This is a genomic window from Burkholderia sp. Ed8, assembly GCF_040761425.1.
Taxonomy (GTDB): Bacteria; Pseudomonadota; Gammaproteobacteria; order Burkholderiales; family Burkholderiaceae; genus Burkholderia; species Burkholderia seminalis.
On sequence record NZ_CP142887.1, the window covers coordinates 239,827 to 261,632 of the forward strand.

Below are 21,806 nucleotides of genomic sequence, written 5' to 3' on the forward strand. Positions count from 1 at the left end.
CGTCACCCCAACAAGTCACCGAGACCGGCGCGGCCGGTTGGCCGTTGGCCGGCACCCGGTTCGCGGGGAGTCGACGCGCCGTGAACCTCGCCGGTGTCGCCGTCCACGACTTCACCCGTCGCCAGCACAACCAGATTCGAAGTGGCCGGGGCCGATTCAGCGCCGGTCGGCGTGGCCGCAACATCATCCGCACGGGACGCCGCAGCTGCCGGCATTTTGTTCGCGGCAGACGAGCCTGCGGATGGCGCCGATTGCTCCGCGGACGAAGACGTTGCAGTCGCGTCGGTTGGCGCGGGTGACGGGGATGGTGCAGTTTCTGCCGGCGCCGCGGAACCGGGTGCGGGCGGCGACAGCGCCGCGTGGCCACCGGGTGCGGCGTGTGCTGTAAGCCACGTGTCAAAAGTCCGACGGGGAATGAACGGTGTGGCAATTTCGGGCCGATGCGTATATTTGTATCTCACCCGTGCGACGGGGTAATCGCTGGGTGTGACCAGATAGCCCTCCATGTCGGGCAGACGTAAGATCTCGGAAGAGAGGACAAGATCCCGAAGGTTACGGCGCGCGAAAACACTCATACCGTCGCGACGCTCATCGATCCCGAGATTGAGACTTTCCTCTTTCTCGTCCAGATCAGCCTGCCCGATCGCGTTGGCCAACGCCTTGGCGGCGTCACCGTCGGTCACGCGCAACAGGAGCTTGGTCTGACATCCGGAGATGATCGTGCGCGCAAGGTGCTCGCCATAGATCAAGAAGAGTAGCGAGAAATCCTGGATGCCGATCACAAAGCAACCGCCAAACTTGCGAATGTTCGTCACGGCGAGCTTCATGATCTCCAGTTTCTGCAGCGTAGGGAGCTCGTCGTAGAAATACCAGAGGCGTTCGCGATGAATCGGCTTGAGCGCAAGAAGCGAGCGGATTGCGATGTCACACCAGAGGCTGATTAGCGGAAGCAGGGCGGTTTTCTGCTCTTCGTTGACGGTAATGAACAGCCAGGAATCGTCGTCTTCGTCCTCATTCTGGATCCACTCGCGGATCGAAAACGGTTCACCTTCGTCATGCAGGTAGCGGAAGCAATCAAGCTGGTTCTGCACGGTCATCTTGAGGCTCATGCCCGTACGCTCAGTGATCGGATCAACGTAAGTGGCAGCAGACTCGTTCGCGAGGATGGCGTGTAATTCGTCCAGATTGCTGTGAGCGATGGCCTTGTACAGCGCGGCGTTGGTTCGCTTGTTGTCGTCACCGAGCGCACGGACCGCGCCCTTGAAGACCATGCGCCCGGCGATGGCGAAGAACGGATCCGGAACGTTCGGCGGAATCGGGATAAGCCCCTCTGCCAGTCCGTCGTAATGGATTTCACCCTGGATTTCGCGCCACACGTTCCAGTTGGGACTGCGCGCATCGAGCGGATTCAGGATGATGTCCTTGCCTTCCCGAAAAAAGGTAGCCGTGAACTCGCCCGACGGGTCATAGACGATCGCTCGCTTTTTGTTGGCGCGGACCTGCTCCATCAGCGCGAAAAACTGCTGAGACTTGCCGCTACCCTGGGCACCGGCGAAGAGCGTACCGAGCACTTCGGCCTTCTTGCGCATCGGCACGCCGGCGATGCGGTACGGGCTGGCGTCGTCTCGGCTTTCCAGTTCCTTGACCAGTGCTTTCGGTTTGACGAGCCTTGCACCGCGAACCTGCTTCTCGGCGAGTTTTCCGCGACCGTACTCCATCCAGAACAGGACGGAAAGAAACGTCACGGCTATAGCGGTAAGAACAGCGTACAGGGCGGCATTTCGCGCATAGACGAAAAACTCTTCGGCGGCATCGTCGGTAAATGACAGCGCGGCGGCTGGCGGCAATTCCGTGTCGTTGCTGCCGAAGTGGAACGAGACGTTCGGATTGGCCACGGGCACGACGGTGAGGATTTCAGCCTCGACGTGCTTGGCCGCCAAATAGCGTGTTTCGGCCGACGTGACGAAATACAGGTATGCGCCGCCGGCCAGCGCGCCGACGAGAATGCCCGCGATGACCACCGCCACGACCGCGCTGGTGAGGAGTTTTGCCTGCTGCCACCAGAGGGCGGTTCCCCGAGAAAAAGTCGCAATACCGTTGGGCGAGCGTTGATCAGCCATTGCTCTCTCCCAGCAGTTTCTTGGTGGCGGCCTCGGCACGATCCTGTGCCTGATGTAGGAACTGGATGTTCCTGTCGCTGACGATTGTCGTCAGCACCTCGCGACAGAGATAGATCGCTCGAACAAGATCGGTTGGAAGCAGATGGGAAGAATTCCCACCGGAATGTGCGGCTTGGCCGTTCGCCGCTTGTGCGGAAATTGGTATAGCGGAGAGCAGCGCGTTCAGCCGCTTTTCGATCTGTTCGACGTTATCGTTCACGATCCCGCGAACGAGGATTTGACGACAAAACTCCGCTACCGGAACGCCAGCCTCGTTTGCCTTTCTGCGATAGAACTCGTTGGTGGGTCTATCGAAACGAAGGGTGATACGCTCGGATTTGCCTTTGCTGGCATGACTTGATCGTGGCATGTGCGCCTCAGCATACACATCGCCCCATTTTTCCCCGACCGACCTTCTAAAGAGGTCAGCTAATCAAATAGTTACGTCATTATAGTGGATGTAAATGATTTTCGGTGTCTGCCGCGTATGCATCCGAATTCGGTGCGCGATTGACAGCGACTTCTCGTTTATATTCATCGGCTTATCCTATCGATAGCGTTTCGGTGTCTGACAATTTGGACTCCGATGTTTCCAAAATGCCCACCGTTTAGACACCTTTTCGTCACGGCGATGGCGAGATCGTCGCAGACATGCGACGTTTGGCTGCCACGTTCCAGCCTTATGCAGCAAGGAATTGCGCGATCTGGGATGTGCTTCGGTGGCAGCGCGTATGCGTTTCGGTGTCTGCCAGTGTAGAGCCTTGCGCAGCAAGGCTCTACACACCCGCAACGGAGTTGCGTGGTGTGTGACCGTCTGGTCGGGGGTGGGGCTTGCCCCACGGGTCGCCCCCCGGACGGACGGTATCTGGATGGTGATGCCCGGACGGGTCCGGGTATCACCGGTTTTTCAGCAGGCGTCGCGATCGGCATCGCAGCCAGCAAGAGCGAGGATTTCGTTCCATTGAGGCGTTCGTCTGGTTGAGGCACAGACGCGAATTGCAGGATTTCCTCGGCACGAGGCAAAGACGAGAAAAGCAGAAACGGTAGGCGAGCGTCGATCCGTTCAGCACAGGGAAAAAAACGGAATAGGAAGGTTGATCGGAGGCAGGGAGCGGACTGGGAGAAATTCGGAGCGACGAGGGTGGTTATGCCACGCAGGTTTTCCACATATCCATGGGTCCGGACCGACGTCGCGATGCATCAACATCGCAAGAGCGTCGGCCGCGCGCCGTTTTCCACAACGGTGTTGGTTGTGGGAAACGGGAGAAGCGCGGGGACCGGTGGGTATGTGGGAAACCTGCCGGCGTGCGCAGATTTCGGTCGTGGATAGATGGGCGCCGAGCAATAGCCAGAGAGAAAACGCTGTGAGCACGGTTGGTTTGCCGGTTTTCGGCGGGCGCGACTTTGCGGCCGCCGAACTGGGACTGCGCAATGCATGCATTGGGCACTGGAGGGGTGGTCCGCGCGGGGCGGCGCCCGCGGAGGCGGGCGGGTGCCCTCCCGCGCGGTGACAGCTGCACAAGCACGGCGGCGTCGACTAAATGCGCGAGGCGGTTGAGGCGGCGGCCGCGACGGTGGCGGCCGCCGTGCTCGAGCTGCGCAATGCGTGCATTGCGTCTGGGTGGATGGTCCGCGCCGGGCGGCGGCCGCGGAATGGCGCGGGCGACGCCCGGCGCGGCGACAGCATGAAAGTCGCGGGGCGGGGCGCTCGGCGAGCTGGTTGGTCGGGCCGGCGGCCGCGACGGTGGCGGCCGCCGTGCTCGAGACGCGCAATGCGAGCATTGCGCTCTGGCTAGGTGGTCCGCGCGGGGCGGCGGCCGCGCGCCTCCGCGGGTGACGCCCCGCGCGGCGACAGCAGGAAAAATGCGGGGGCGCCGGATCAGCGTTCGGAGCGGTTGCGTCGGCGGCAACGACGGTGCCGGCCGCTGCGCGCGAGTCGCGCAGCGGGCAATTGTGCCGCGACGGATGAGGCGCGAGGCAACGGTGCGACGGCGGGGTATCAGGCCCCTGTCCTTTACGTTGCGCGGCCGAATTCCGTTACACTTCGCGACAAGGGGGAGGGGCAAGATGGAGTGATAGAGGCCATGACAGCAGATGCAGGGAAGACAGCGCGCAAGCCGCGATCGATCGAAGACGAGATCGCGAGGGCGGCGGCGAAGCTGAAAAAACTGCAGGACCAACAGCGCGAGATGATCCGGAGGGATCGCGAGCGGAATCAGAAGGCGGTGCTCGAGCTGCTGCGCGCGGAAGGGCTCGACGAGATCCCGGCGGAACAGTGGAAAGAGCGGCTCGAGGCGGTAAAAGTCGCACTCGCGAAACCGGGCGAGCCCCCGGTGCCGGCGAAACCCGCCCAGGGCGTGCCGCCAGCCGCTGTCGCCGACGGCGCGTCGGTGTGATAGTTGGGGCAATCCGGCGACGCGCGAAGTATGGGCGGAGCGGGATTGCCCCGATTCATTTGCGCAGCGCGCAAACTGGCTAACGCATTGGTCGCGGGCTGGCGGGTGGTCGCGGCGTAGCGGCGAGCGCCCGCCAGCCCGCGACGCCGCGCAAAAATCCCGGCTCAGGCGCGCTCGTGTACAGGCGTCGTTACGGTCAAAGTGAGGCCGAGCGCGCGCACCACACGCAGGATCGTCGCGAATTCCGGGTTGCCGTGCTCGTCCAGCGCTTTGTAGAGGCTTTCGCGGCCAACGCCCGCATCGCGGGCAATCTGCGTCATGCCGCGCGCACGCGCCACAGTGCCGATGGCTTCCTGAATGTCGGCAGAATCGCCCGTCTCGAACGAAACCCGCAGATATTCGGCCTGCGCCTCGGGTGTGTCGAGGTATTCGGCCGCGTCGAACGGCGTTGTCTTGATACCCATGTCAATCTCCCAATTGCGCCGAAAGCGCGATAGCGCGCTCAATGTCGCGCTGCTGCGTTGACTTGTCGCCACCGCATAGCAGGACGACGAGCGTTGAGCCTCGTTGGACAAAGTAGACGCGATAGCCGGGGCCGACGTGCACGCGCATTTCGCTCACCCCGGCACCCACCGATTTCACGTCTCCGAACTGGCCGCGTGCGAGACGTTGGATTCGCTTGGCGATCTGCGCGCGCGCGATGTGGTCGCGTAGGCCGCGCAACCATTTCGCGAAATCGTCTGTCTGCTCGATTCTCATACCCTATATTGTATCCCATAGGATACACAGATTCAAGGTGCATTCTGGCTACCGGCCGGACGGTCCAGCGACGCGATCCGTGCCCGTCGATGCGGGCACAGTTCTCATGCGACGCGCTCGACTTCTACAAACTGCGAGCCAAAGAGAGATTCCGCACGGGTCCAAGCCTCTTCGCAACTGCCTGCGTCGATGATCTCGACGTCGAATCCAGTCTCTGTCCTGTAGGTGATCGCCCATTGCATCGGCATGTCATGCTCCTTTGAAATTGCCCGCCGGAGCGGGCACGGATGCCTTACACACGTTGGTACGCTTCGACGTGAGTATCCCGGACGCGTTCGAACCGACCGTCATTGATTGCCCACTGAAGGACGCCCCGGACGTCGAGCCAGTTCGCGATAGTCATCTGCTGGCTGACAGCGTTCCGGATATCCGCCCATTTAACCGGAGTCTCGCCAATCGTCGCGTCGAGGATGGCGAGGCACCGGTGCTGTTCGTTTACATTCATCGCGTTTCCTTGGAAGGTGGCGACCTATGCGAACGCGCCGTCGTAAGCGGCGCGCTGCGCGGTCGAAAGTTGCGCGGCGTCGATCTGCGTTTCGCGCTTGAAAATCATCAGAGCGTACGGCTCGGCCAGAATGCGGGCTTCGCGACACAGAATCGGGTCGCCGTCTCGGCTCGGCCGACGCGAGCGCCAAATGTTGATCGCTCGCTCAAGCTCCTCGATGCGCAGAATCGTTGCAGTATTCATCGTCTGCTCTCCTGTAGCTGGCGTGGGTGGTCAGTGCGTCTCGTGCTCGTTGCACGAGCACTCGCTCGCATACTCGCCACACTCCGGGCAGTGGTTTTCGACGTAGCTGCCGTCGTATTTGCGCGCTGCCTGCGCCAACGCGAGCGGCACGGCGTCGCGCGGGGTATCGGGCGTGGCGATCAGATGGTCATCGGCCGTTGCGACCACGTGGCCGTAATCAATGGAGCGATAGCGTTTCATCGTCGTTCTCCTGTACCGGGAGGGTTGTTAGGCGGCCAGTGCGTTGCGCAGCACGTCTGCGTCAAGAAAGGCGCCGTGCTTCACTTCGAAAACTGGCGCGAACTTGTCGAACTTGATGACGCGCGCTTTCTTGTAGACAGCCAAAATCGCTTCGGCTTCGGCCTTCGTGAAACCCTTGTCCATCACGAACTGGATGAATTTTTGCGTGGCGTTCATCGTTCTTCCCCTTCGTTCAGCGGTGGGAAGCCGCGCAGTTCTGGCGGCACGTCATTAGGCGTGTAGTACGACCGTGCCGCAGCGGCCTTGTGAGTGGCGCGCGAGGCACTCAGTGGGCAGATCGCAAGGGGGCCAGCAGCATACTTGCGTTCGACGGCGAGCATTGCCGCGACATGGCTCTCGCCTTGTACGTGGTCAATCAGATGGCCCATGCTGTATACGGCGAAGTCCGCCATCGGTTTCCCCGTGAATCGAAAGCGCGTCCGGGCGGACGCGCACGCTGTTAGTGAACAATGCCGAGCGCTTCTCGCACGATGCGCTGTGCGCTCGCTGCGCCGAACTTCTCGCCGTGGGAGAAACCGCGCTTGTAGACTGCAATGGCGGCGTTGATCTGCTCGGCGGTCCAGCCGGACGGCAGCGTAAACAGCATGTCGCCGTCTACTTCGTGAACCGAAATATGCCGCCAGATTCCGCTTTCGTGCGAGATCGCGAAATGGTCCTCGGTGATACCTTCAATCATCAGTTCATCAGTCTCGTAGCTCATCGTGAGTCTCCGGGTTATTGCCAAACCGGCGACCACGCACCGGTTGCTTGGCGAAAAAGGGTGATGCGCTTCGCGGTGCCGTCGATCACGGTTTCGAGCCGCACGGCGCGCGCGTCGTCGTCGGGGCGAATCCAGCGATGCAGGACACGAATCGAGGCGTCGATGGGGCAACCAAACCAGTGCGCGGCCGTCGCACGCAAGCGGCTTTTCGATTGCCGGATGCCTGCCTGGCGGTGAGCCTCGGGGGGTGCGGGGGGAACGCCCGCGCGTGTGTGGGTGGTTCGGTCGGGGGTGGTTGCGCTCACGATTTCGTCCTTTTGTGTCGGGTTGTGGATCTGCCATTGGGAGCCGCCTCGACGCGGGTTTAGCGCGGGCTCGCACGGGTGCAAGGGCGCGCCCGGAGGCCGCATGCGGAGCGCAGGCGTAGCCGAGCACCGAACGGGCGAGGACGTGGGCGAAGCGAAGCGCAGCCTTTACCCTTGTGCCCGTGCGAGCCCGCGCTATGCGTCGAAAAGGGGCGGCTCCCAATGGCAGATCCACGCGCTTAACCCGGCGCAAAAGGATGGAGCGCAACCACGCGGTTTCCCCGGCCGAGCCACCCACACGGCGCGGGGCGGTTCTGCCCCGCGCCCTCTCGGCCGGCATAGCCGGCCGCTGTACCGGCAGTTCGCCCGCGAGGAGCGGGCGCGTATCCCGCGAGCAAGCGAAGCGCGCAGCGCCGGGACGGCGCGAAGACGTCAGGGATTGAAGCCCGTGAGGGTCGAGACTCGCGCAGCGCGGCTCGACGCGCAGCGCGAAAGCCCGGCCCGAAGCGAAGCGGAGGGAGACGCCCAAGCCTCGGAAGGGGAGCGCCATGGGAGGATAAAAACGACGGTGAGCCTATACGGGAAGAATGGTGAGCATTTGCGGGAGTCCCGTCGCAGCGTCGCGCCGAGACTCCCGCCTCAATCACGCCTCGACCTGCTCGACCTGCTCGACCTGCTCGACCTGCTCGACCTGCTCAACCTGCTCAACCTGCTCGGTCTGCTCGGTCTGCCCGATGTGCGCGGCGTCGGCTTCATCGGACTGGTCGTCGTCAGCCGAGTCTTGTTCAGGGTCGTCGTCCTGCTCTCGCCGCAACTGCCAGAGGGTGTCGGTGCGGACCTCGGCCAACGCAAGGTGTTCGGGCAACCAACCGGTACCGGCCGTGAACCAACGTTTGAGATCGTTCGTCAACTGGCCGCGTTCGGGGCGGCCGGTGAGTTGTTCTTTGAGCCAACGGATGACATACCGACGTTGATGTTCCGCGACGGCTCGAAAATTGATGGCATCCCGAGCAAAGCGCTGGTGGTCGGATAAGGTCTTGAGGTTGCCATCGTAAAGTGAACGTAACGTGCCAAGGTCTGGCGGCTTCACATTCAGCTGTCGTCCAAGATGTCGCCAGAGAACCGTGGGAATCTGCTTGTACGAGCCGAGCGGCCGACCGGTCATGCGAAGAAAACCGATGTGCAATGCGACCGGGAGTCGAAAGAGATCGGTGCGTCTTGAATCAATGGCAACACGCTCCCGCTTGGAGAACGTGAAGAATGTGGCGAGCTCGAACTCGCTCAGCTCGCGCGGCACCTGCCGGATCCCGAGATAAGCCAATCGCCAGTGGTCCATCAGCGACTCCGCATCAATGACGAGAGCGGCCAAGCGTAGCGAGGCAAAAAATGAGGTGCTACGGGGAAAGTCGGGATGGCGCCTGCAGGTGTCGGTCGCCTAAGAATGGTGTCGGAACGAAAACGAGCCGCGGCGCTCAAGTTGCGGTATTTACTTGCGACCCCAAAAGATCGCTAGTTTGGCTTATGTAAAATCGAATCCTAACGATATCCGGGAAGGACGGATTCGTGTCGCGACGAATGGTTTCGCTACTGTAATGAACTGTCGGATCTCGGCGAGCTACCGACGATGACTCGTAAGCTTACAGCCGATACCGTCTTGACGGCGTGAGTTATCGATTTCCCCAACGATTGGAAGCCGTGCGAAGCAGCGTGGCATTGGCAGCACGCAGATTGAACAGTTCGGCTTCGAAGCGTAAGCGTGTTCGCACGACGATTCCCGATGTGACCGCGCTGCGCCCGCTCAACTCAACTGGGCTCTAACTCAAGCGCGCGCGTGACAAGCGCATCGATCGTACCGTCGTGCTGAAATCCCGCCTCGATGGCACGGCGGTCAGTCAGTGGCGGTTGTCGTCCGAAAAGCCGCTCGATCCGTTCCACCGGAGCGTAATCGATGTCGAACGAGCCGAAGCGCCGGACCAACGCATCGACGATCTCTTGAACCGACAGATGCAGCACCGGGGGCGTCCAGACTCGGCCCGCGTGCAAACCCTCTGCGGATAGGCGTGCGGCGTGCAGCAGGTTATCGACGCAGCATCTGCGCGACATCCACCATACGGTGGCCGAAGGCGAAACGGGACACGTATAGGACTGGCCGCGCTGCGCCGCGCGGAAGATCTGACTCATGAACGCGGATCCATGTCCGGCGGACAGCGCCGGACGAGCCACGATGCCCGGCAGGCGTAACGCACGACCATCCAGCTTGCCGCGGCGCGTCCAGTCGGCAAGGATCAGCTCGCCCACCAGTTTGTGCACGCCGTAGCTCACGGTCGGGCGCGGCACGGTGTGCTCGTCCACGGCAGGGGGTAACGACTCGCCCAGCGCCGCAACGCTGCTGGCATAGACGACGCGCGCCGCACTCCCCTGCTCCGTCGCCTGCTTCGCCAGGCGGTCGAACAGCGCCAGCATGCCCGACAGATTCACCCGGTCACCCTCGGCCGGTTCGGCCTCCGCCTGCGAGCCGGGCATGCTCGCCAGATGAAAGACGACGTCGACGGGTTTCGACAACTGCGGATCGAGAATCTCCAGGCTGCTGAAATCGCCGACCAGCGCCGTGATTCGGGCATCGTCGTACGGCCATCCTGCTTGCCGGTCGACCAACAGCAATTCCGACACGTCGCCAGGCTCCACGATGCCGTCGTGCAGCAGCCGTTCGACCAATGCCGTTCCGACAAATCCGCCCGCCCCGGTCACCAGCACTCTCATGGCCGGGCCTCCCCGTCGTCGGCGCATGACGCACGCACAACCCGCTGGTCGATCGTGCCGAATGGGGCGTTGCCGGCGTCATCGCGCGCCGTCATCCTGATCCGGTCGCCAAAGCGCATGAACCGCGTGCGTGCGCCCCCTTTGTCGATCATTTCGATCACGCGGCGCTCGGCGAGGCACGCCGAGCCCGCGCCGCGATCGGCATTCGACACCGTCCCTGACCCGACGATCGTCCCCGCCGACAGGCGGCGCGTCCGGGCCGCATGCGCGATCAGTTCACCAAAGCCGAAGTTCATCTCGCGTCCATGCGGATGACCGAACCAGTGGTCGTTCCATTCGACGTGCAGGCTCAGATGCACACGGCCGTCGCGCCAGTGCTCGCCGAGTTCGTCAGGTGTGACGGCGACCGGAGCAAAGCTCGTAGAGGGCTTGGCCTGCAGGAAACCAAAGCCCGTTTTCATTTCGCGCGGACCGAACGCACGCAGGCTCCAGTCGTTGAGCTGTACGATCAGACGGATGCAGTGCAGCGCGCCGGCGGCCGATACGCCCATCGGCACGTGCCCCACCACCACACCGAATTCGCCTTCGAAATCGATGCAGTCGGCCTCGTCAGGAAAAGGCACGTCGCTGGCCGGGCCGAGGAAGTCGTCGCTGGCGCCCTGATACATGACCGGCACCGTATCGAACTCGGGAATCGGCGGAGTATTGAACGCCTGCTCCATCAGGCGGCCGTGATTCAGAAACGCCGAGCCATCGCACCACTGCGGAGTGCGCGGCAAGGGCGCGGCGCAGGCGGCCGGATGGAACGGACGCGCCTCCGGCACGCTGCCGGCGTTCAATGCGTCGTAACGCGCCTGCAAGCCGGGCGCGAGCGCGTCCCAGCGCTCAAGCACATCAAGCAGCGTCGTGGCGATCGGCGCGGCCTCGACGGCATGGCGCAGGTCGCGCGACACGAGCAGCAAGCGGCCATCGGCGCCGCCGTCGGGCAAGGTGGCGAATTTCATCGCGCGCCTCCGTGTGCCGGCGTATCGAGCACGGCGGCAATCGCCGGGTCGTAGGCGCCGTCGATCAGAACGAACAGCATCCGGCATGGACGGCCCGAGCGATTCGCCCAGGCATGATTGGTTCCGCGCTGAATCACCACGCTGCCCGGTGCCAGGGCGACTTCTGCATCGTCGAGGATCAAGGTCATTTCGCCTTCGATCACCACGCCGTAGTCGATCGACTCGGTGCGATGCATCAGCGGATGCGGCGACCCGGCTTTCACCGTCGACGCTGCGGCGTCGCCGATCTGGCTGAATGCGTGGTGCATTTTCACCGCCCCGTGCGCGAGAAACTCCGGCGTGTCGGGCGGAATGTCGACGAAGCGCATACGGGTGCCGTGCTTCGGCGGCGGCAGCATGAGCGCGTCAAGCGTGGGATCGGCACCGTTGTCCACCCTGGCGGGGCTCGATGATGTGCTCCACACTTCGTGGAATACGGTGCCGGGAATCGCGGCGATTTCCACCACGGTAGGCAGAGGACCGTCGGATGCGACGACGGCGCGGCCGTCGGCATCGTGTCCGGTCACCACGCGCCGAATCACTGGAAAGTTCATGCTGCCGCCTCCATGTCGGTGTCGTCGAAAATCGCGACGGCACGCGTCCACCCTGCCGACGCACCGCGAATCTTGTGCGGGAAGCAACTGATCGTGAAGCCGGTCGGCGGCAAGGCCGTGAGGTTGTGCAGCTTCTCCAGATGGCAATAGCCGATATCGCGCCCCGCCTTGTGCCCTTCCCAGATCAGCGACGTATCGCCCGTCTCCGCGATCTTCTTCGCGGTATGGGAGAACGGGGCATCCCAGCTCCATGCATCGGTGCCGGTCAAGCGCACGCCACGCTCCAACAGGTACATGGTCGCTTCGTAGCCCATGCCGCAGCCCGCGTTGACGTAGTCGTCGTGCCCGTAGCGCGATCCGGCCCGCGTGTTCACGACGACGATATCGAGCGGCTGCAGTGCATGGCCGATGCGCGCGAGTTCGGCCTCGACGTCGGCGGCCGTCGCGACGTAGCCGTCCGGAAAGTGCCGGAAATCGAGCTTCACGCCCGGCTGGAAGCACCATTCCAGCGGCACCTGATCGATCGTGATAGACGGCCGGGCTTCGCCCAGGCTCGCATCCATCGTCGAATGGAAATGCCAGGGCGCGTCGAGATGGGTGCCACTGTGGGTCGTCAACGTGACCCACTCCGCGGCGGCGGCTTCACCGTCGGGATAGTCCTCGGGTTTGGTCCCCGGCAGCATCGCCATGAATTCGGGCAGCGTGTCGCCGTGCTTCTGGTAGCTGATCCTGGGCGCGAGCGGAGGCGGATCGGAGAGAACGTCGTTCTCGAGATAGATGGACAGATCGACAAACCGTCGAACGGGTTTCATGTTCAGACTCCTGGGGATGGGGGACGGCGGTCGAGCCGCGAGAAGCAGATCGCCGCAGCGGCAGCGATCAGCACTGCGGCGATCCCGAGGCTGCCGTAGCCGGACACCTTGACGAGCGTGCCGCCGAGCACCGGCCCGATGGCGGCGCCCGTCATCAGCATGGCGGGCGTCGCGGCAACGGCGCGGCCGGTGCGGTCGATGCGCGCGAGCATGCCGAACGCGAAGGTGTGGGTGAAGATCATCACGGCGGCAAAGACCGAGGTGGCCGCCGCGTACGGCGCGAACGCCGCGCTTTGCGTGATGACCAGCGCGAGCACGGCCTGTACGACGGGGCCGGCCTGCACGACCTTGCGGCCCGGCACGCGCGTTTCGAGCAGCCCCGCGACGGGAGCGGGAAACAGGTTGACGAAGCCGAGCGCGATCAGCGTCGCGATCACGGCACTCAAACCGAATCCGCGATCGAGGCCGATACGCTGAACAAAGCTGAACAGCATCGACTGCGTCAGCGCCATGCAGCCGACGCCCGCCATGCCGAACCAGACGACACGCTCGAAACGAGGCTCGTCGCCGGTCGCCGCGTTGCGGCGCGCCTGAATCGACGGAAACGCGAGCGCGCATGCGAGCGTGGCGACGCCCATCACGCCCGCAAAAACGCGAAACAGCGTCGGACCGCCGTGCGTTGCGACCAGTCCCGGCACGGCACCGAGAAACGCGATCGCGAAAACACCGAGCGCGAGGCCGGCGATCGCGAACAGACGATGCGGATTGCGGCTGCGCCCGACGGTGCCGTGCGTGAAGCTCAGGCCGCATCCGACGGCGACGCCCGCGACGGCATGCAGGGCCGCCATCATCAGATAACGATCAACCGGCGCGGATGTGATGCCGAGAAACGCGCCCGCCGCGATGCCGAAGCCGACGGTCGACATCACGCGCGCCGGTAGCCGATTCAAGCGCGGAGAGAAATAGACGCTGCTCAGCACGGCACCGGCCAGAAACAGCGTGGGGAGCAGACCCGCCCGCTGTGGATCGAGCCGATACGCACCGATCAACGTGCCGACCCAGACCGGCAAGGCCACCAGATCGACCATGCCGGCGCAATGCGCGATCATCAACGCAACGGTGCCGAACGTGCCAAGCCGCACCGTGTCGGTCGATGCCGACAGGTCGACGCGCGCCGGCGTCGGGGGGAAAGGTTCGTTTCCATCGTGCCTCCCCTGCGTCAGATCGGCCGCGCGAGATTCATGTGCGTCTCGTGCATGATGCGTCGGTGTTCGTCTCGGTCGCCGCCGACGATTTCGATCTCGCCAAGGCGCCCCGAGTTTTCCACCACCATGCGGCAGCGCTCCCAGCGGCGCGCCTGAAATGCGTGCAACGCAGCGTCCACCGTCACGCCGCGCCCCAGCTCTTCGGCCAGCACGATCGCATCCTCGATGCCGATACCCGCGCCCGCCGCCATATGGGGCGTGGTGGCGTGCACCGCGTCGCCGACGAGCACCACCCGCCCGCTGAACCAGGGCGTCGGCAGCAGCAGGCTTTCCAGCGGACGATAGTTGACGCGTGATTCGGTGCCGATCTGGGCGCGGATGGACTGGATCAGCGGCACGTCGAACGATGCGAGCAACTCGGACAGCATGCGCGGCCATTCGGCAGGATCGATGTAGTCGTTGGTCGGCCTGTCCTCGGTGACGAAGACGTACATTTCGTCCCGGGAAACCGGATTGACGCCCGCCTTGATCCGGGGCCCCAGCCACATCGTCGCGCAAGCGATCTCCGCCGGTCGCGGCACCACGGCGCGCCATACGCCCTGGCCCGTATAGCGAGGCTTCGGCGCATCGGGAAATGCAACGCCGCGCACTTTCGAGTAGAGTCCGTCCGCTCCGACCACGAGGTCGTAGGTACCGTGCGTGCCGTTCGTGAACATCACGTCCACCTGTTCGCCGCGCGGCTCGATCCGCGAGAAGGTACAGCCGAGCTGCACGCGCACGCCCGCGGCACGGGTAGCCTTGGCGAGAATATCGGCCAGCACCGGGCGCATGATTGCGCCGCCGCCAGGAACGTCCTCGCCGGCCACTCGCGGAGTCGGCAGCGTGCCGATGGGCTGGCCGCCGGCGGTAAACAGATTCACGCCGTCGCCGCCGTGGCCGCGATCGAAGAAGGCATCGAGCACGCCGATCGTGCGCAGCGCGCGCAGCGTGGGGCCGCCGATGCTGATGCCGGCACCGTACGAGCGCCAGCCCGGGTCGATCTCGACGAGGTCGACGGTGAGGCCGAGCTTCGCGCACTGGATTGCCGTCGCCATGCCGGAAAAACCGCCGCCGATGACGAGGACGTGTTGAAGAGGGGCTGCCATCTGGATGTCTCCTTGTTATGTCTGATGTGGGTGTGTCATGTCGCAATCAGCACGATGACGCCGTCGTCCGTCACGTCGATCTCGACGGGCGTGAGCCGCTGGCCGAGGCACGGGCCGAGTACGCACTCGCCGCTTGCGATGTCAAACTGCGCGCCGTGCGCGTGGCAGACGATGCGGGTGCCGTCGCCGTTCAGGTAAGCGTCCTTGCGCCAGGCCATCTGCGTTTCACCGAAAAAGTGCGGGCACGCGTCGCGATACGCACAAACCTGCGTGCCGTGCCGCACGACGAAAAGCGTGTCGTGCCCCTGCCCGCCGGGATCGAAACCACGCGCACCGGGATCGGGCAGATCGTCGACGCTTGCGAGAGGAATACGGTCGGGGTATGTCTCGGACATGGCAGAACGATTCTCGCCGTCAATCCGACTTCGCCACCGCTGCGCCCGCAGGAGGACCGCCCGGCGCCCACTTCTCGCGATGCTGGAACAGGAACAGTTGCGATGCGTCGGCGCCCATCGGCGCCTCGCGCGCGTTCCACGCATCGTCGTGCAGATCCATGTCGGCGTCGTACTCGACGTGACAGCCGAGCGGGCTGTTGAAATACCAGAACCAGTTCGAGCCGAAGCGATGGCGCCCCGGCCCCCAGAACGACTGGTAGCCCTTCGCGACGAAACGCGTACCCGCCTGCAGAACCTCGGTCGGTCCGCCCATGTGGAACGTGAAATGCTCGCACCCCTTCATGAACGGCGGCGTCTGAATCATGAACAGCGTGTGATGGTCGAGCGTGCCGGCCGGCTGCAGGAACGGCCCGACGCCCGTGAATCGGTCGGTACAGCGAAAGCCCAGACGCTCCACATAGAACGCTTCGGCCTTCGCGGCATCCGGCACGAAGTAGACGACGTGCGATAGCGTGCGCGGAGTCAGCAAGGCATCTTCGCTCACCGCCACGACGTTCGGCGCGCGCTGTGCAGGCGCGCCCGGCGCATTCACGGGCTCGGCGGGCAACACGAGCGAACGGCGCGTGGTGACCTGGAAGCCGATCGCGAAGCCCATGTCGTCGAGCGATTCGATCGATCCATCGGCGAGTGTGTTCACTTCGCGGTCGCGGCGCAGCTCCGCCGCGATGGCATCGAGCGTCGCGGCATCAGCGACGCCGTAAATCGTCTTGCGCAGCATGCTTGCCGTGCCGAGCGCAGGCGGCAACGCCGGATCGTCGCGGCGCGCGATGTCGATGCCCGTTCCGTCGAGTGCCTCGAAACGGCCGCCGGTGTCGTCGCTGCGCACCGGCAGCAGCCCGTAGTCAAGCAGATATTGGCTGCAGGCGGCGACGTCGTCCACGCCGAAAACCAGCGTATCGGGTCCGATGATGTTCATGAGATGTGCGTGCTTGAGATGGGTGAATGAGTCAGAGCGAGGTGCGTCCGCCGAGCGTTTCGGCGATCCAGTCGGCGATGAAGTGCCCCGCGTTGATCGAGTTGTCGAAGCTCGAATGCTGAACGCCGCCTTCACGCTCGGTGAAGATCTTGAGTTCTCGCTTGGGGCTGTTCACGAGTTGCTCGTAGGTGCGGTGCGCCCAGGCGACCGGAATCTGCGAATCCTGCGAGCCATGCGTGACGAGGAACGGCACCTTGATGCGATCGAGCACGCCGTCGAGATGCACGTCTTCGGCGATGCGCATGAAGTCGTCGATATCCTTCGCGCCCCAGACCCAGCAGACGTGCTTCCAGTAGTGCGGCACCGGGAAGTTGCCTTCGCGCTGCAGGCGCTTTTTCTGGACGTCGCGCCAGTCGTGGTTGGCGCCCCACACCACACCGCAAGCGAAGCGCGGCTCGAAAGCGACTGCGCGCGGGCAGTAGTAGCCGCCGAGCGACACGCCTTCCATGCCGATCCGCTTCGGATCGACGTCGCCTCGGCTTTCGAGCCAGTCGACGATCTTGCTCGCCCAGACCTCCGAGTTGTACACGGCATTCAGGCCGTGCAGCCGCAACGCTTCGCCGGTACCGGGCTGGTCGACAATCAACGACGATACGCCGCGCGCGGCCAGCCATGCCGGCAAGCCCACGAAGTACTTCATTTCCTTGGTCGAATCGAGCCCGTTGACCTGCACGAGCAGTGGACTGCGCGCATCGGCGCTCTTCGCTTTCACAAGGAGTCCGGAAAGATGAGTGTCGCCGTACGGAATCGCGACGCGCTCGCAGTTTTCGCCGGCGAGCGCGATGCCCTTGTCGAACGTATCGAGCGAGCGGTGGTACAGCTCGAGGCGCCCCGGGGCATCGTGCGCGAGCATGCGCTCGGCCGTGATCAGGTAGATCGCGGCACGCTTGTATTTCTCGCCCGCCGACAGCAGCCGCCCCAGGGCCTCGTCGTCCCGCGCGAGATCGCAAAGACGATCGGCCTTGTCGACCCACGCTTCGCGAAACGCACGTGTGCCGTCCGCGTCCGGCTGCCTGGCCGCTTCCTGGAGCGGACCGCACATGTCCTCGATTTCGCCGATGCGCGCACCCATTTCGATGGCGAGATTGACGGACAGATTCCAGACATAGTTGGTAGGAAAGTATCGGAACATGCTGATTGCCTCGATTGAAATTGCGTATTGCTCGATGACGGTGCTGACGACCGGGTTCTCGCGCGCTGTCCGGCACGCGAGACGATGCTCAGCCCTTGCGCCCGAAGCCTGCCCACAACGGGATGGCGATGTTCAGCCAGACACTGCTGCTCTTGGCCGTGTTGGCGGCATAAATGCCTTGCTGATAATTGAGGTTGACGTTCCAGCTTCTGGCGTCGTACACGACCGACGGGCCGATGCCGAAAGTGCGCATGCGATTGCCCACGCGCACGCCGCCGGCCTTGTCGTCGCTGAACTGGTTCAGGTACGCGCCGACGACGCCGAGCTTCCACGGGCCGAAGTTCCAGCCGGCGTTGAACTCGGCGACGTAACCGTCGCCCGAGCTGTAGTTCGTCGTGCCGTTCTTCAGATTGAGCAGGAAGCGGTTCGCGAGCCCGACGTCGATTCCGTTGGGAACGTTGTAGCGAATCGAGATCACCGGCTGCACCGAGGTGTACCCCACCGCGACGCTCGATTTGACCGGACTGTAGGAACCCGTCTCGAATGCAACGTCGATGCCCGACGCAATCGCCAGGTTTGGCGAGAGATTCCACTGCAGCAATACAGGCGTCAGCGTGATGTTGGACAGACCGTTCTGTGTGCTCGACTGCCCGAACACGGTGCTATGCAACGACACGACGGGAACGACCAACTGCGTATAGACGTGGGCGCCGAGCAGGTGAAACGGATACGCCACCAGCAGACGCGTGGTTTCCGAAAACACTGACGTATGGAACGGAATCGGCAGTTTCTTGCCGTCGTTGCCGTAGAGGCCGTTCGCAAAGCTGTAGTTGAACTGTTCGAGTGCGAACAAGCCCGGGATCGGTGGCAGGTTGGCGATGTTCGTCCCCACCGCTCCGGCCGGATACGGTGAAATCCCGCCTTCGAATGCCTGCGCTTCCTTCATCGAACCGGTCGCCAACACGGCGCAACCGACAACAGCTGCGATCAGTTTCGTGGACATGCTGTCTCCTCCTGCTCGGGGCGCGTTTGCACCGCCGGTCATCTCTTTTAATAGTGGAAAGCGCGGTGCACACGGCAGAGGTACAGCGGTACGTTCGACCTGAAATGCCCTGACGCTGGCCTCCCGATGCGATGCGTCGGCAGCCGTCGCGTCGAGATAGGGCTAGGTTAAGATAGGCCGATGTATCCTAAAAATGGATTCGATCCATTGCCGATATCGACGGCGTCAATGCTTTCAGGTTAAACCCTGATAGTGCATCCGGCGGTCACGCGGCAGCGAAGAGGACAACGGAGACAGCACACATGCGGTTCAACAAGCTCGACCTCAATTTGCTCGTTGCGCTCGACGCGCTCCTGAGCGAACAGAACATCAGCCGGGCGGCCGAAAAGATCCATCTGAGCCAGTCAGCGATGAGCAACGCGCTTTCGCGGTTGCGCGACTACTTCAACGACGAACTGCTGGTGCAGGTCGGCCGCAAGATGGAACCGACGCCCCGCGCCGAGGCGCTCAAAGACGCCGTGCGCGACATTCTCGTGCGCGTCGACGCGACGGTGACTGCCCATCCCGAATTCGTGCCAGCGCAAACGAATCGGTTGTTCCGCCTGTTCGTCTCGGACTACACGATGACGACGCTCATGCCGCACCTGTTCGCGCTCGCTTACAAGGAAGCACCCGGCATCCGATTCGAGCTACGTCCGCAAGTCGCTTATCCCCACCGCGTGCTCGAACGCGGCGAAGCGGATCTGCTGATCATCCCCAAGGAGTATTGCTCGACCGAGCATCCGGCCGAGGTGCTGCTGGAGGAAACCTACTGCTGTGTGGTGTGGAACCACAGCCCCCTCTCGCAGGGCGAGATGACGAACGAGCGCTACATGGCGGCCGGGCACGTCATCGTGCAGGTCGGCGACGCACAGACGACGCTCGAAGATTGGTTCATGCAGCGGCTCGGCGTCGTGAGGCGCGTCGAGGCGAGCACGTACAGCTTCGTGTCGCCGGCCCATCTGCTGGTCGGCACGAACCGGATCGCCACCATGCACCGACGGCTCGCCGAAGAGGCCGCACGCAGCCTGCCCATCGTGCTGCGCGAGGCGCCGGTGCCGGTTCCGACGCTGGAGCAGGCGATGCAATGGCACAAGCATCGGACCTCGGACCCCGGGCTCACCTGGTTGCGCGGGCTGCTGAAAGAGGCGGTCGCGAAGATGGACGAAGGGCGCCATGACGCTCGCAAGACATAATGCCTCAAGAGGTACTTTCTCGGCACCACTACGCGCGCATGGCGCTATGAGGCCGATGCCCGTTCCGTGAAGTCGCCCACTCGCTGCGACTTCGTTCCAATGGGTCAAAACCAGGGATGTCCACACAAAGACGACTTGCGTATTGCCGAGCGAGTCAACCATTCTCCGTGGGCTCGATACGAGTAGCTGACCACGACGCCGCGCTCGAACAGCAGTTCTTCGATGTCGCACAGGCTAAGCGGGAAGCAAAAATACCAGCGGCACGGCCAGGCTGATGATGGCCGCCGGAAATCGATGTCCACGATAGAGCGATGTCGTCTTCATTCCGTCATACATGTGCCCCTCGTGAACCTACTCCGCTAACGTGACAGCATCTCCGGTGCCGAGAACCCCGGACGTTCCGTATAGCACGATACCCATTCGGCAAAGTGCATCGCATCGATACGATCGGGTCCGCAACGGGTCCATGCGGGCAGATCGTCACCATTCGGGTCTCCCGTTTCGATGAAATTCATCAGATAGGACCGCATCATGCCGGAGAGATCGTTCGCGAAAGCACGGCTTGTCCCGGCCAGCATGGGTGCGTCGGTCCAGTCGTCGAAATTGCCGAACGCGAAGGGCAACTCGAAACAATGGCCAGCGCCCACATGCGGCTGGCGAGACGCGATGTCGAATTGGTAGCCGTAGACATCGCTGCCGGCTTTCGCCAGCGAACCTGCTGCCTCGATTGCGGGTCGCTTGAAGATTGCATACGACGTCAGTTCGACCAATGCCGCGTAGGGCGTGCTTCCTGGACGCTGCTGCATGACACGCTCGTAATGGCGCGTCCCAGCCTCGCCCAGTTCAGCGTGGAATACGCGCTCGACCATGCTTCGCGTCGCATCCACGGCTGCCGGGTTGCTCGCGAAGAAGCTGCCGGTTTCGTGGCGCGTCCAACCGATCATCACGGGCTTTGGCGCAAACCGCAACGACTGCGTCACGGGATCCGCCGCGACGCAATCGACCGCGACGGGCATGAAGCCCACTGGTACGGTGCCGAAGCCCGCGCGCGACGCGAGCAGCCTCGCTTGCAAATCCAGCAGCACCTGTACCGGCGCATTTCGCAGATCGACAGCGGGGTCGTGAAATTCGGCGAGTGCGCAAAAGTCCGATGCGATCCGATGCGCCTCCTCGGGCAGGAGCGGCGGGAGGCCGGGCAAGCTGAGTACGGCAGCGGAGCGCGCGAGACCGGCCGTTTCCTTCATCCCCATGAGCATCCTCGTGTACCACGCACCGGCCGATTGGCCCGCAAATGTAATAGCTTCGGGATTACCGCCGAATCGCTCGATATTGCTGCGAACCCAGTCGAGCGCACGCAGGATGTCCGTTACCGAAAAGTTGCCGGCCGCCACGCCGGGCATACACAGATTGCCGAGAATCCCGAGCCGGTAGTTGAAGGTAACGACAACCGCGCGCCCGGACCGGGCGAGTTCGGTTCCGCTGTAGCACGGTAAGGCGCCGCCGGTCACGAACCCGCCGCCATGTATCCAGAACAGCACCGGCAAGTTGCCGGCAAGCGACGGTGTGTAGACGTTCAGGCGATATGCGTCTTCGGACATCTGCACACCTTGCGCGGTCGGGCCCATCACGAAGTCGAGCCGGCTCGGCAACTGCGGAAAGACCGGCGCGGGACCGGTGCAATCGCGAACGCCCTGCCAGCTCGTGGGAGGAAGGCAGTCGCGATAGCGACCGCCGTCGTTCGCATAGGGAATGTCCTGGAAGACCAGCGCACCGTCTACGCTGCGACCGAGCAATTCGCCTTGCTCGCAGCTCGCCAATATCGTTTGCATCAAACGCCCCTTGATCGGGAACCACACGGCCGTGCGTCGCACACAGACGCGCCCCGCACGATCCCCAGTGTTGTCCGAGCGTAAATCGTCGGCGATTTTTTCCGGGAACACGATGGAAATATCGTCACGTCCACGTGAATAACGCTCAACCCCGCACGATGCGCGAGGCCGCAGCGACATGACTGTTTTTCAAGGGGGAGCGCAATTTATTTCCGTTTTGTTTCGGAAGGTGGCGTCGCAGCATGGGCCGTCCACATGCAACGTCCCGATTCCCAACTACAAAAGGAGGC

At 63.4% G+C, this 21,806-nt stretch carries 26 protein-coding genes and 2 pseudogenes; 2 read left to right on the plus strand and 26 right to left on the minus strand.

Translation table 11 applies throughout. The features are described from left to right. Positions 1-2 precede the first annotated feature (2 nt). Positions 3-2,120 carry a type IV secretion system DNA-binding domain-containing protein gene (locus VXM69_RS32740; protein ID WP_367190288.1) on the minus strand — a complete coding sequence of 706 codons (2,118 nt, stop codon included), beginning with the start codon at positions 2,118-2,120 and terminating at the stop codon, positions 3-5. Then, positions 2,113-2,529 carry a hypothetical protein gene (locus VXM69_RS32745; RefSeq protein ID WP_367190289.1) on the minus strand — a complete coding sequence of 139 codons (417 nt, stop codon included), beginning with the start codon at positions 2,527-2,529 and terminating at the stop codon, positions 2,113-2,115. The genes VXM69_RS32740 and VXM69_RS32745 overlap by 8 nt, the downstream gene beginning before the upstream one ends. Positions 2,530-4,243: 1,714 nt before the next feature. On the opposite strand from VXM69_RS32745, the gene VXM69_RS32750 reads away from it, so the two are divergent. After that, positions 4,244-4,555 (plus strand): hypothetical protein, encoded by a 312-nt coding sequence (locus tag VXM69_RS32750; protein ID WP_367190290.1) that lies wholly within the window; start codon positions 4,244-4,246, stop codon positions 4,553-4,555. A gap of 164 nt (positions 4,556-4,719) precedes the next feature. Here the strand turns inward: VXM69_RS32750 and VXM69_RS32755 are convergent, their stop codons facing one another. The 22 genes and pseudogenes from VXM69_RS32755 to VXM69_RS32860 all read right to left on the minus strand — a co-directional run bounded on the left by VXM69_RS32755 (position 4,720) and on the right by VXM69_RS32860 (position 18,452). Then, positions 4,720-5,019, minus strand: coding sequence for an addiction module antidote protein (locus tag VXM69_RS32755; protein WP_367190291.1), 300 nt, complete (start codon positions 5,017-5,019; stop codon positions 4,720-4,722). A 1-nt stretch (position 5,020) separates the two neighbouring features. Then, positions 5,021-5,314, minus strand: coding sequence for a type II toxin-antitoxin system RelE/ParE family toxin (locus VXM69_RS32760; RefSeq protein ID WP_367190292.1), 294 nt, complete (start codon positions 5,312-5,314; stop codon positions 5,021-5,023). A gap of 104 nt (positions 5,315-5,418) precedes the next feature. Beyond that, positions 5,419-5,562, minus strand: a complete 144-nt coding sequence (locus tag VXM69_RS32765) for a hypothetical protein (RefSeq protein ID WP_367190293.1) — start codon at positions 5,560-5,562, stop codon at positions 5,419-5,421. A 44-nt stretch (positions 5,563-5,606) separates the two neighbouring features. Next, positions 5,607-5,819 carry a hypothetical protein gene (locus tag VXM69_RS32770; RefSeq protein WP_367190294.1) on the minus strand — a complete coding sequence of 71 codons (213 nt, stop codon included), beginning with the start codon at positions 5,817-5,819 and terminating at the stop codon, positions 5,607-5,609. Positions 5,820-5,843: 24 nt separating this feature from the next. Beyond that, positions 5,844-6,062 carry a DUF3717 domain-containing protein gene (locus tag VXM69_RS32775; protein ID WP_175028037.1) on the minus strand — a complete coding sequence of 73 codons (219 nt, stop codon included), beginning with the start codon at positions 6,060-6,062 and terminating at the stop codon, positions 5,844-5,846. A 30-nt stretch (positions 6,063-6,092) separates the two neighbouring features. Beyond that, on the minus strand, positions 6,093-6,302 hold the full coding sequence (locus tag VXM69_RS32780; protein ID WP_175905966.1) for a hypothetical protein: 210 nt from the start codon (positions 6,300-6,302) through the stop codon (positions 6,093-6,095). 27 nt (positions 6,303-6,329) lie between these two features. Beyond that, positions 6,330-6,518 carry a hypothetical protein gene (locus VXM69_RS32785; RefSeq protein ID WP_367190295.1) on the minus strand — a complete coding sequence of 63 codons (189 nt, stop codon included), beginning with the start codon at positions 6,516-6,518 and terminating at the stop codon, positions 6,330-6,332. Further along, complete coding sequence (locus VXM69_RS32790; protein ID WP_367190296.1) at positions 6,515-6,754, minus strand: hypothetical protein; 240 nt, start codon at positions 6,752-6,754, stop codon at positions 6,515-6,517. The genes VXM69_RS32785 and VXM69_RS32790 overlap by 4 nt, the downstream gene beginning before the upstream one ends. A gap of 47 nt (positions 6,755-6,801) precedes the next feature. Then, positions 6,802-7,062, minus strand: coding sequence for a hypothetical protein (locus VXM69_RS32795; protein WP_175028033.1), 261 nt, complete (start codon positions 7,060-7,062; stop codon positions 6,802-6,804). Positions 7,063-7,076: 14 nt separating this feature from the next. Beyond that, entirely contained in the window at positions 7,077-7,367 is a 291-nt protein-coding gene (locus VXM69_RS32800) for a hypothetical protein (RefSeq protein ID WP_226194329.1), read from the minus strand. Positions 7,368-8,010: 643 nt separating this feature from the next. After that, positions 8,011-8,703: a DUF4158 domain-containing protein gene (locus VXM69_RS32805; protein ID WP_367190297.1), complete on the minus strand. Its 693-nt coding sequence runs from the start codon at positions 8,701-8,703 to the stop codon at positions 8,011-8,013. Between the two features lie 331 nt (positions 8,704-9,034). After that, positions 9,035-9,115, minus strand: a pseudogene (locus tag VXM69_RS32810) (plasmid pRiA4b ORF-3 family protein); the annotation flags it as partial. A gap of 55 nt (positions 9,116-9,170) precedes the next feature. Continuing rightward, positions 9,171-10,127 (minus strand): NAD-dependent epimerase/dehydratase family protein, encoded by a 957-nt coding sequence (locus VXM69_RS32815; RefSeq protein ID WP_367190298.1) that lies wholly within the window; start codon positions 10,125-10,127, stop codon positions 9,171-9,173. Continuing rightward, the gene (locus VXM69_RS32820; RefSeq protein WP_367190299.1) at positions 10,124-11,131 is read right to left on the minus strand and encodes a fumarylacetoacetate hydrolase family protein; all 1,008 of its coding nucleotides are present in this window, start codon (positions 11,129-11,131) and stop codon (positions 10,124-10,126) included. The genes VXM69_RS32815 and VXM69_RS32820 overlap by 4 nt, the downstream gene beginning before the upstream one ends. Beyond that, entirely contained in the window at positions 11,128-11,724 is a 597-nt protein-coding gene (locus VXM69_RS32825; RefSeq protein WP_021158329.1) for a cupin domain-containing protein, read from the minus strand. Before VXM69_RS32825 ends, VXM69_RS32820 begins: the two co-directional genes overlap by 4 nt. After that, the gene (locus tag VXM69_RS32830; protein WP_021158328.1) at positions 11,721-12,536 is read right to left on the minus strand and encodes a cyclase family protein; all 816 of its coding nucleotides are present in this window, start codon (positions 12,534-12,536) and stop codon (positions 11,721-11,723) included. Before VXM69_RS32830 ends, VXM69_RS32825 begins: the two co-directional genes overlap by 4 nt. A gap of 2 nt (positions 12,537-12,538) precedes the next feature. Continuing rightward, positions 12,539-13,645, minus strand: coding sequence for an MFS transporter (locus tag VXM69_RS32835; RefSeq protein ID WP_367190387.1), 1,107 nt, complete (start codon positions 13,643-13,645; stop codon positions 12,539-12,541). A gap of 110 nt (positions 13,646-13,755) precedes the next feature. Then, positions 13,756-14,886, minus strand: a complete 1,131-nt coding sequence (locus VXM69_RS32840) for an FAD-dependent oxidoreductase (protein WP_059492781.1) — start codon at positions 14,884-14,886, stop codon at positions 13,756-13,758. A gap of 35 nt (positions 14,887-14,921) precedes the next feature. Beyond that, on the minus strand, positions 14,922-15,281 hold the full coding sequence (locus VXM69_RS32845; RefSeq protein ID WP_367190300.1) for a Rieske (2Fe-2S) protein: 360 nt from the start codon (positions 15,279-15,281) through the stop codon (positions 14,922-14,924). A 19-nt stretch (positions 15,282-15,300) separates the two neighbouring features. Further along, positions 15,301-16,257, minus strand: coding sequence for a VOC family protein (locus VXM69_RS32850; RefSeq protein WP_021158324.1), 957 nt, complete (start codon positions 16,255-16,257; stop codon positions 15,301-15,303). 31 nt (positions 16,258-16,288) lie between these two features. Then, positions 16,289-17,449, minus strand: a complete 1,161-nt coding sequence (locus VXM69_RS32855; RefSeq protein WP_226156534.1) for a prolyl oligopeptidase family serine peptidase — start codon at positions 17,447-17,449, stop codon at positions 16,289-16,291. An 88-nt stretch (positions 17,450-17,537) separates the two neighbouring features. Beyond that, positions 17,538-18,452: a transporter gene (locus VXM69_RS32860; RefSeq protein ID WP_322063991.1), complete on the minus strand. Its 915-nt coding sequence runs from the start codon at positions 18,450-18,452 to the stop codon at positions 17,538-17,540. 302 nt (positions 18,453-18,754) lie between these two features. On the opposite strand from VXM69_RS32860, the gene VXM69_RS32865 reads away from it, so the two are divergent. Beyond that, positions 18,755-19,687, plus strand: coding sequence for a LysR family transcriptional regulator (locus VXM69_RS32865; RefSeq protein WP_175903412.1), 933 nt, complete (start codon positions 18,755-18,757; stop codon positions 19,685-19,687). 182 nt (positions 19,688-19,869) lie between these two features. On the opposite strand, the pseudogene VXM69_RS32870 reads toward VXM69_RS32865, so the two are convergent. Beyond that, positions 19,870-20,011, minus strand: a pseudogene (locus VXM69_RS32870) (IS6 family transposase); the annotation flags it as partial. Positions 20,012-20,046: 35 nt separating this feature from the next. Next, entirely contained in the window at positions 20,047-21,696 is a 1,650-nt protein-coding gene (locus VXM69_RS32875) for a carboxylesterase family protein (protein WP_367190301.1), read from the minus strand. Positions 21,697-21,806: the final 110 nt, after the last annotated feature.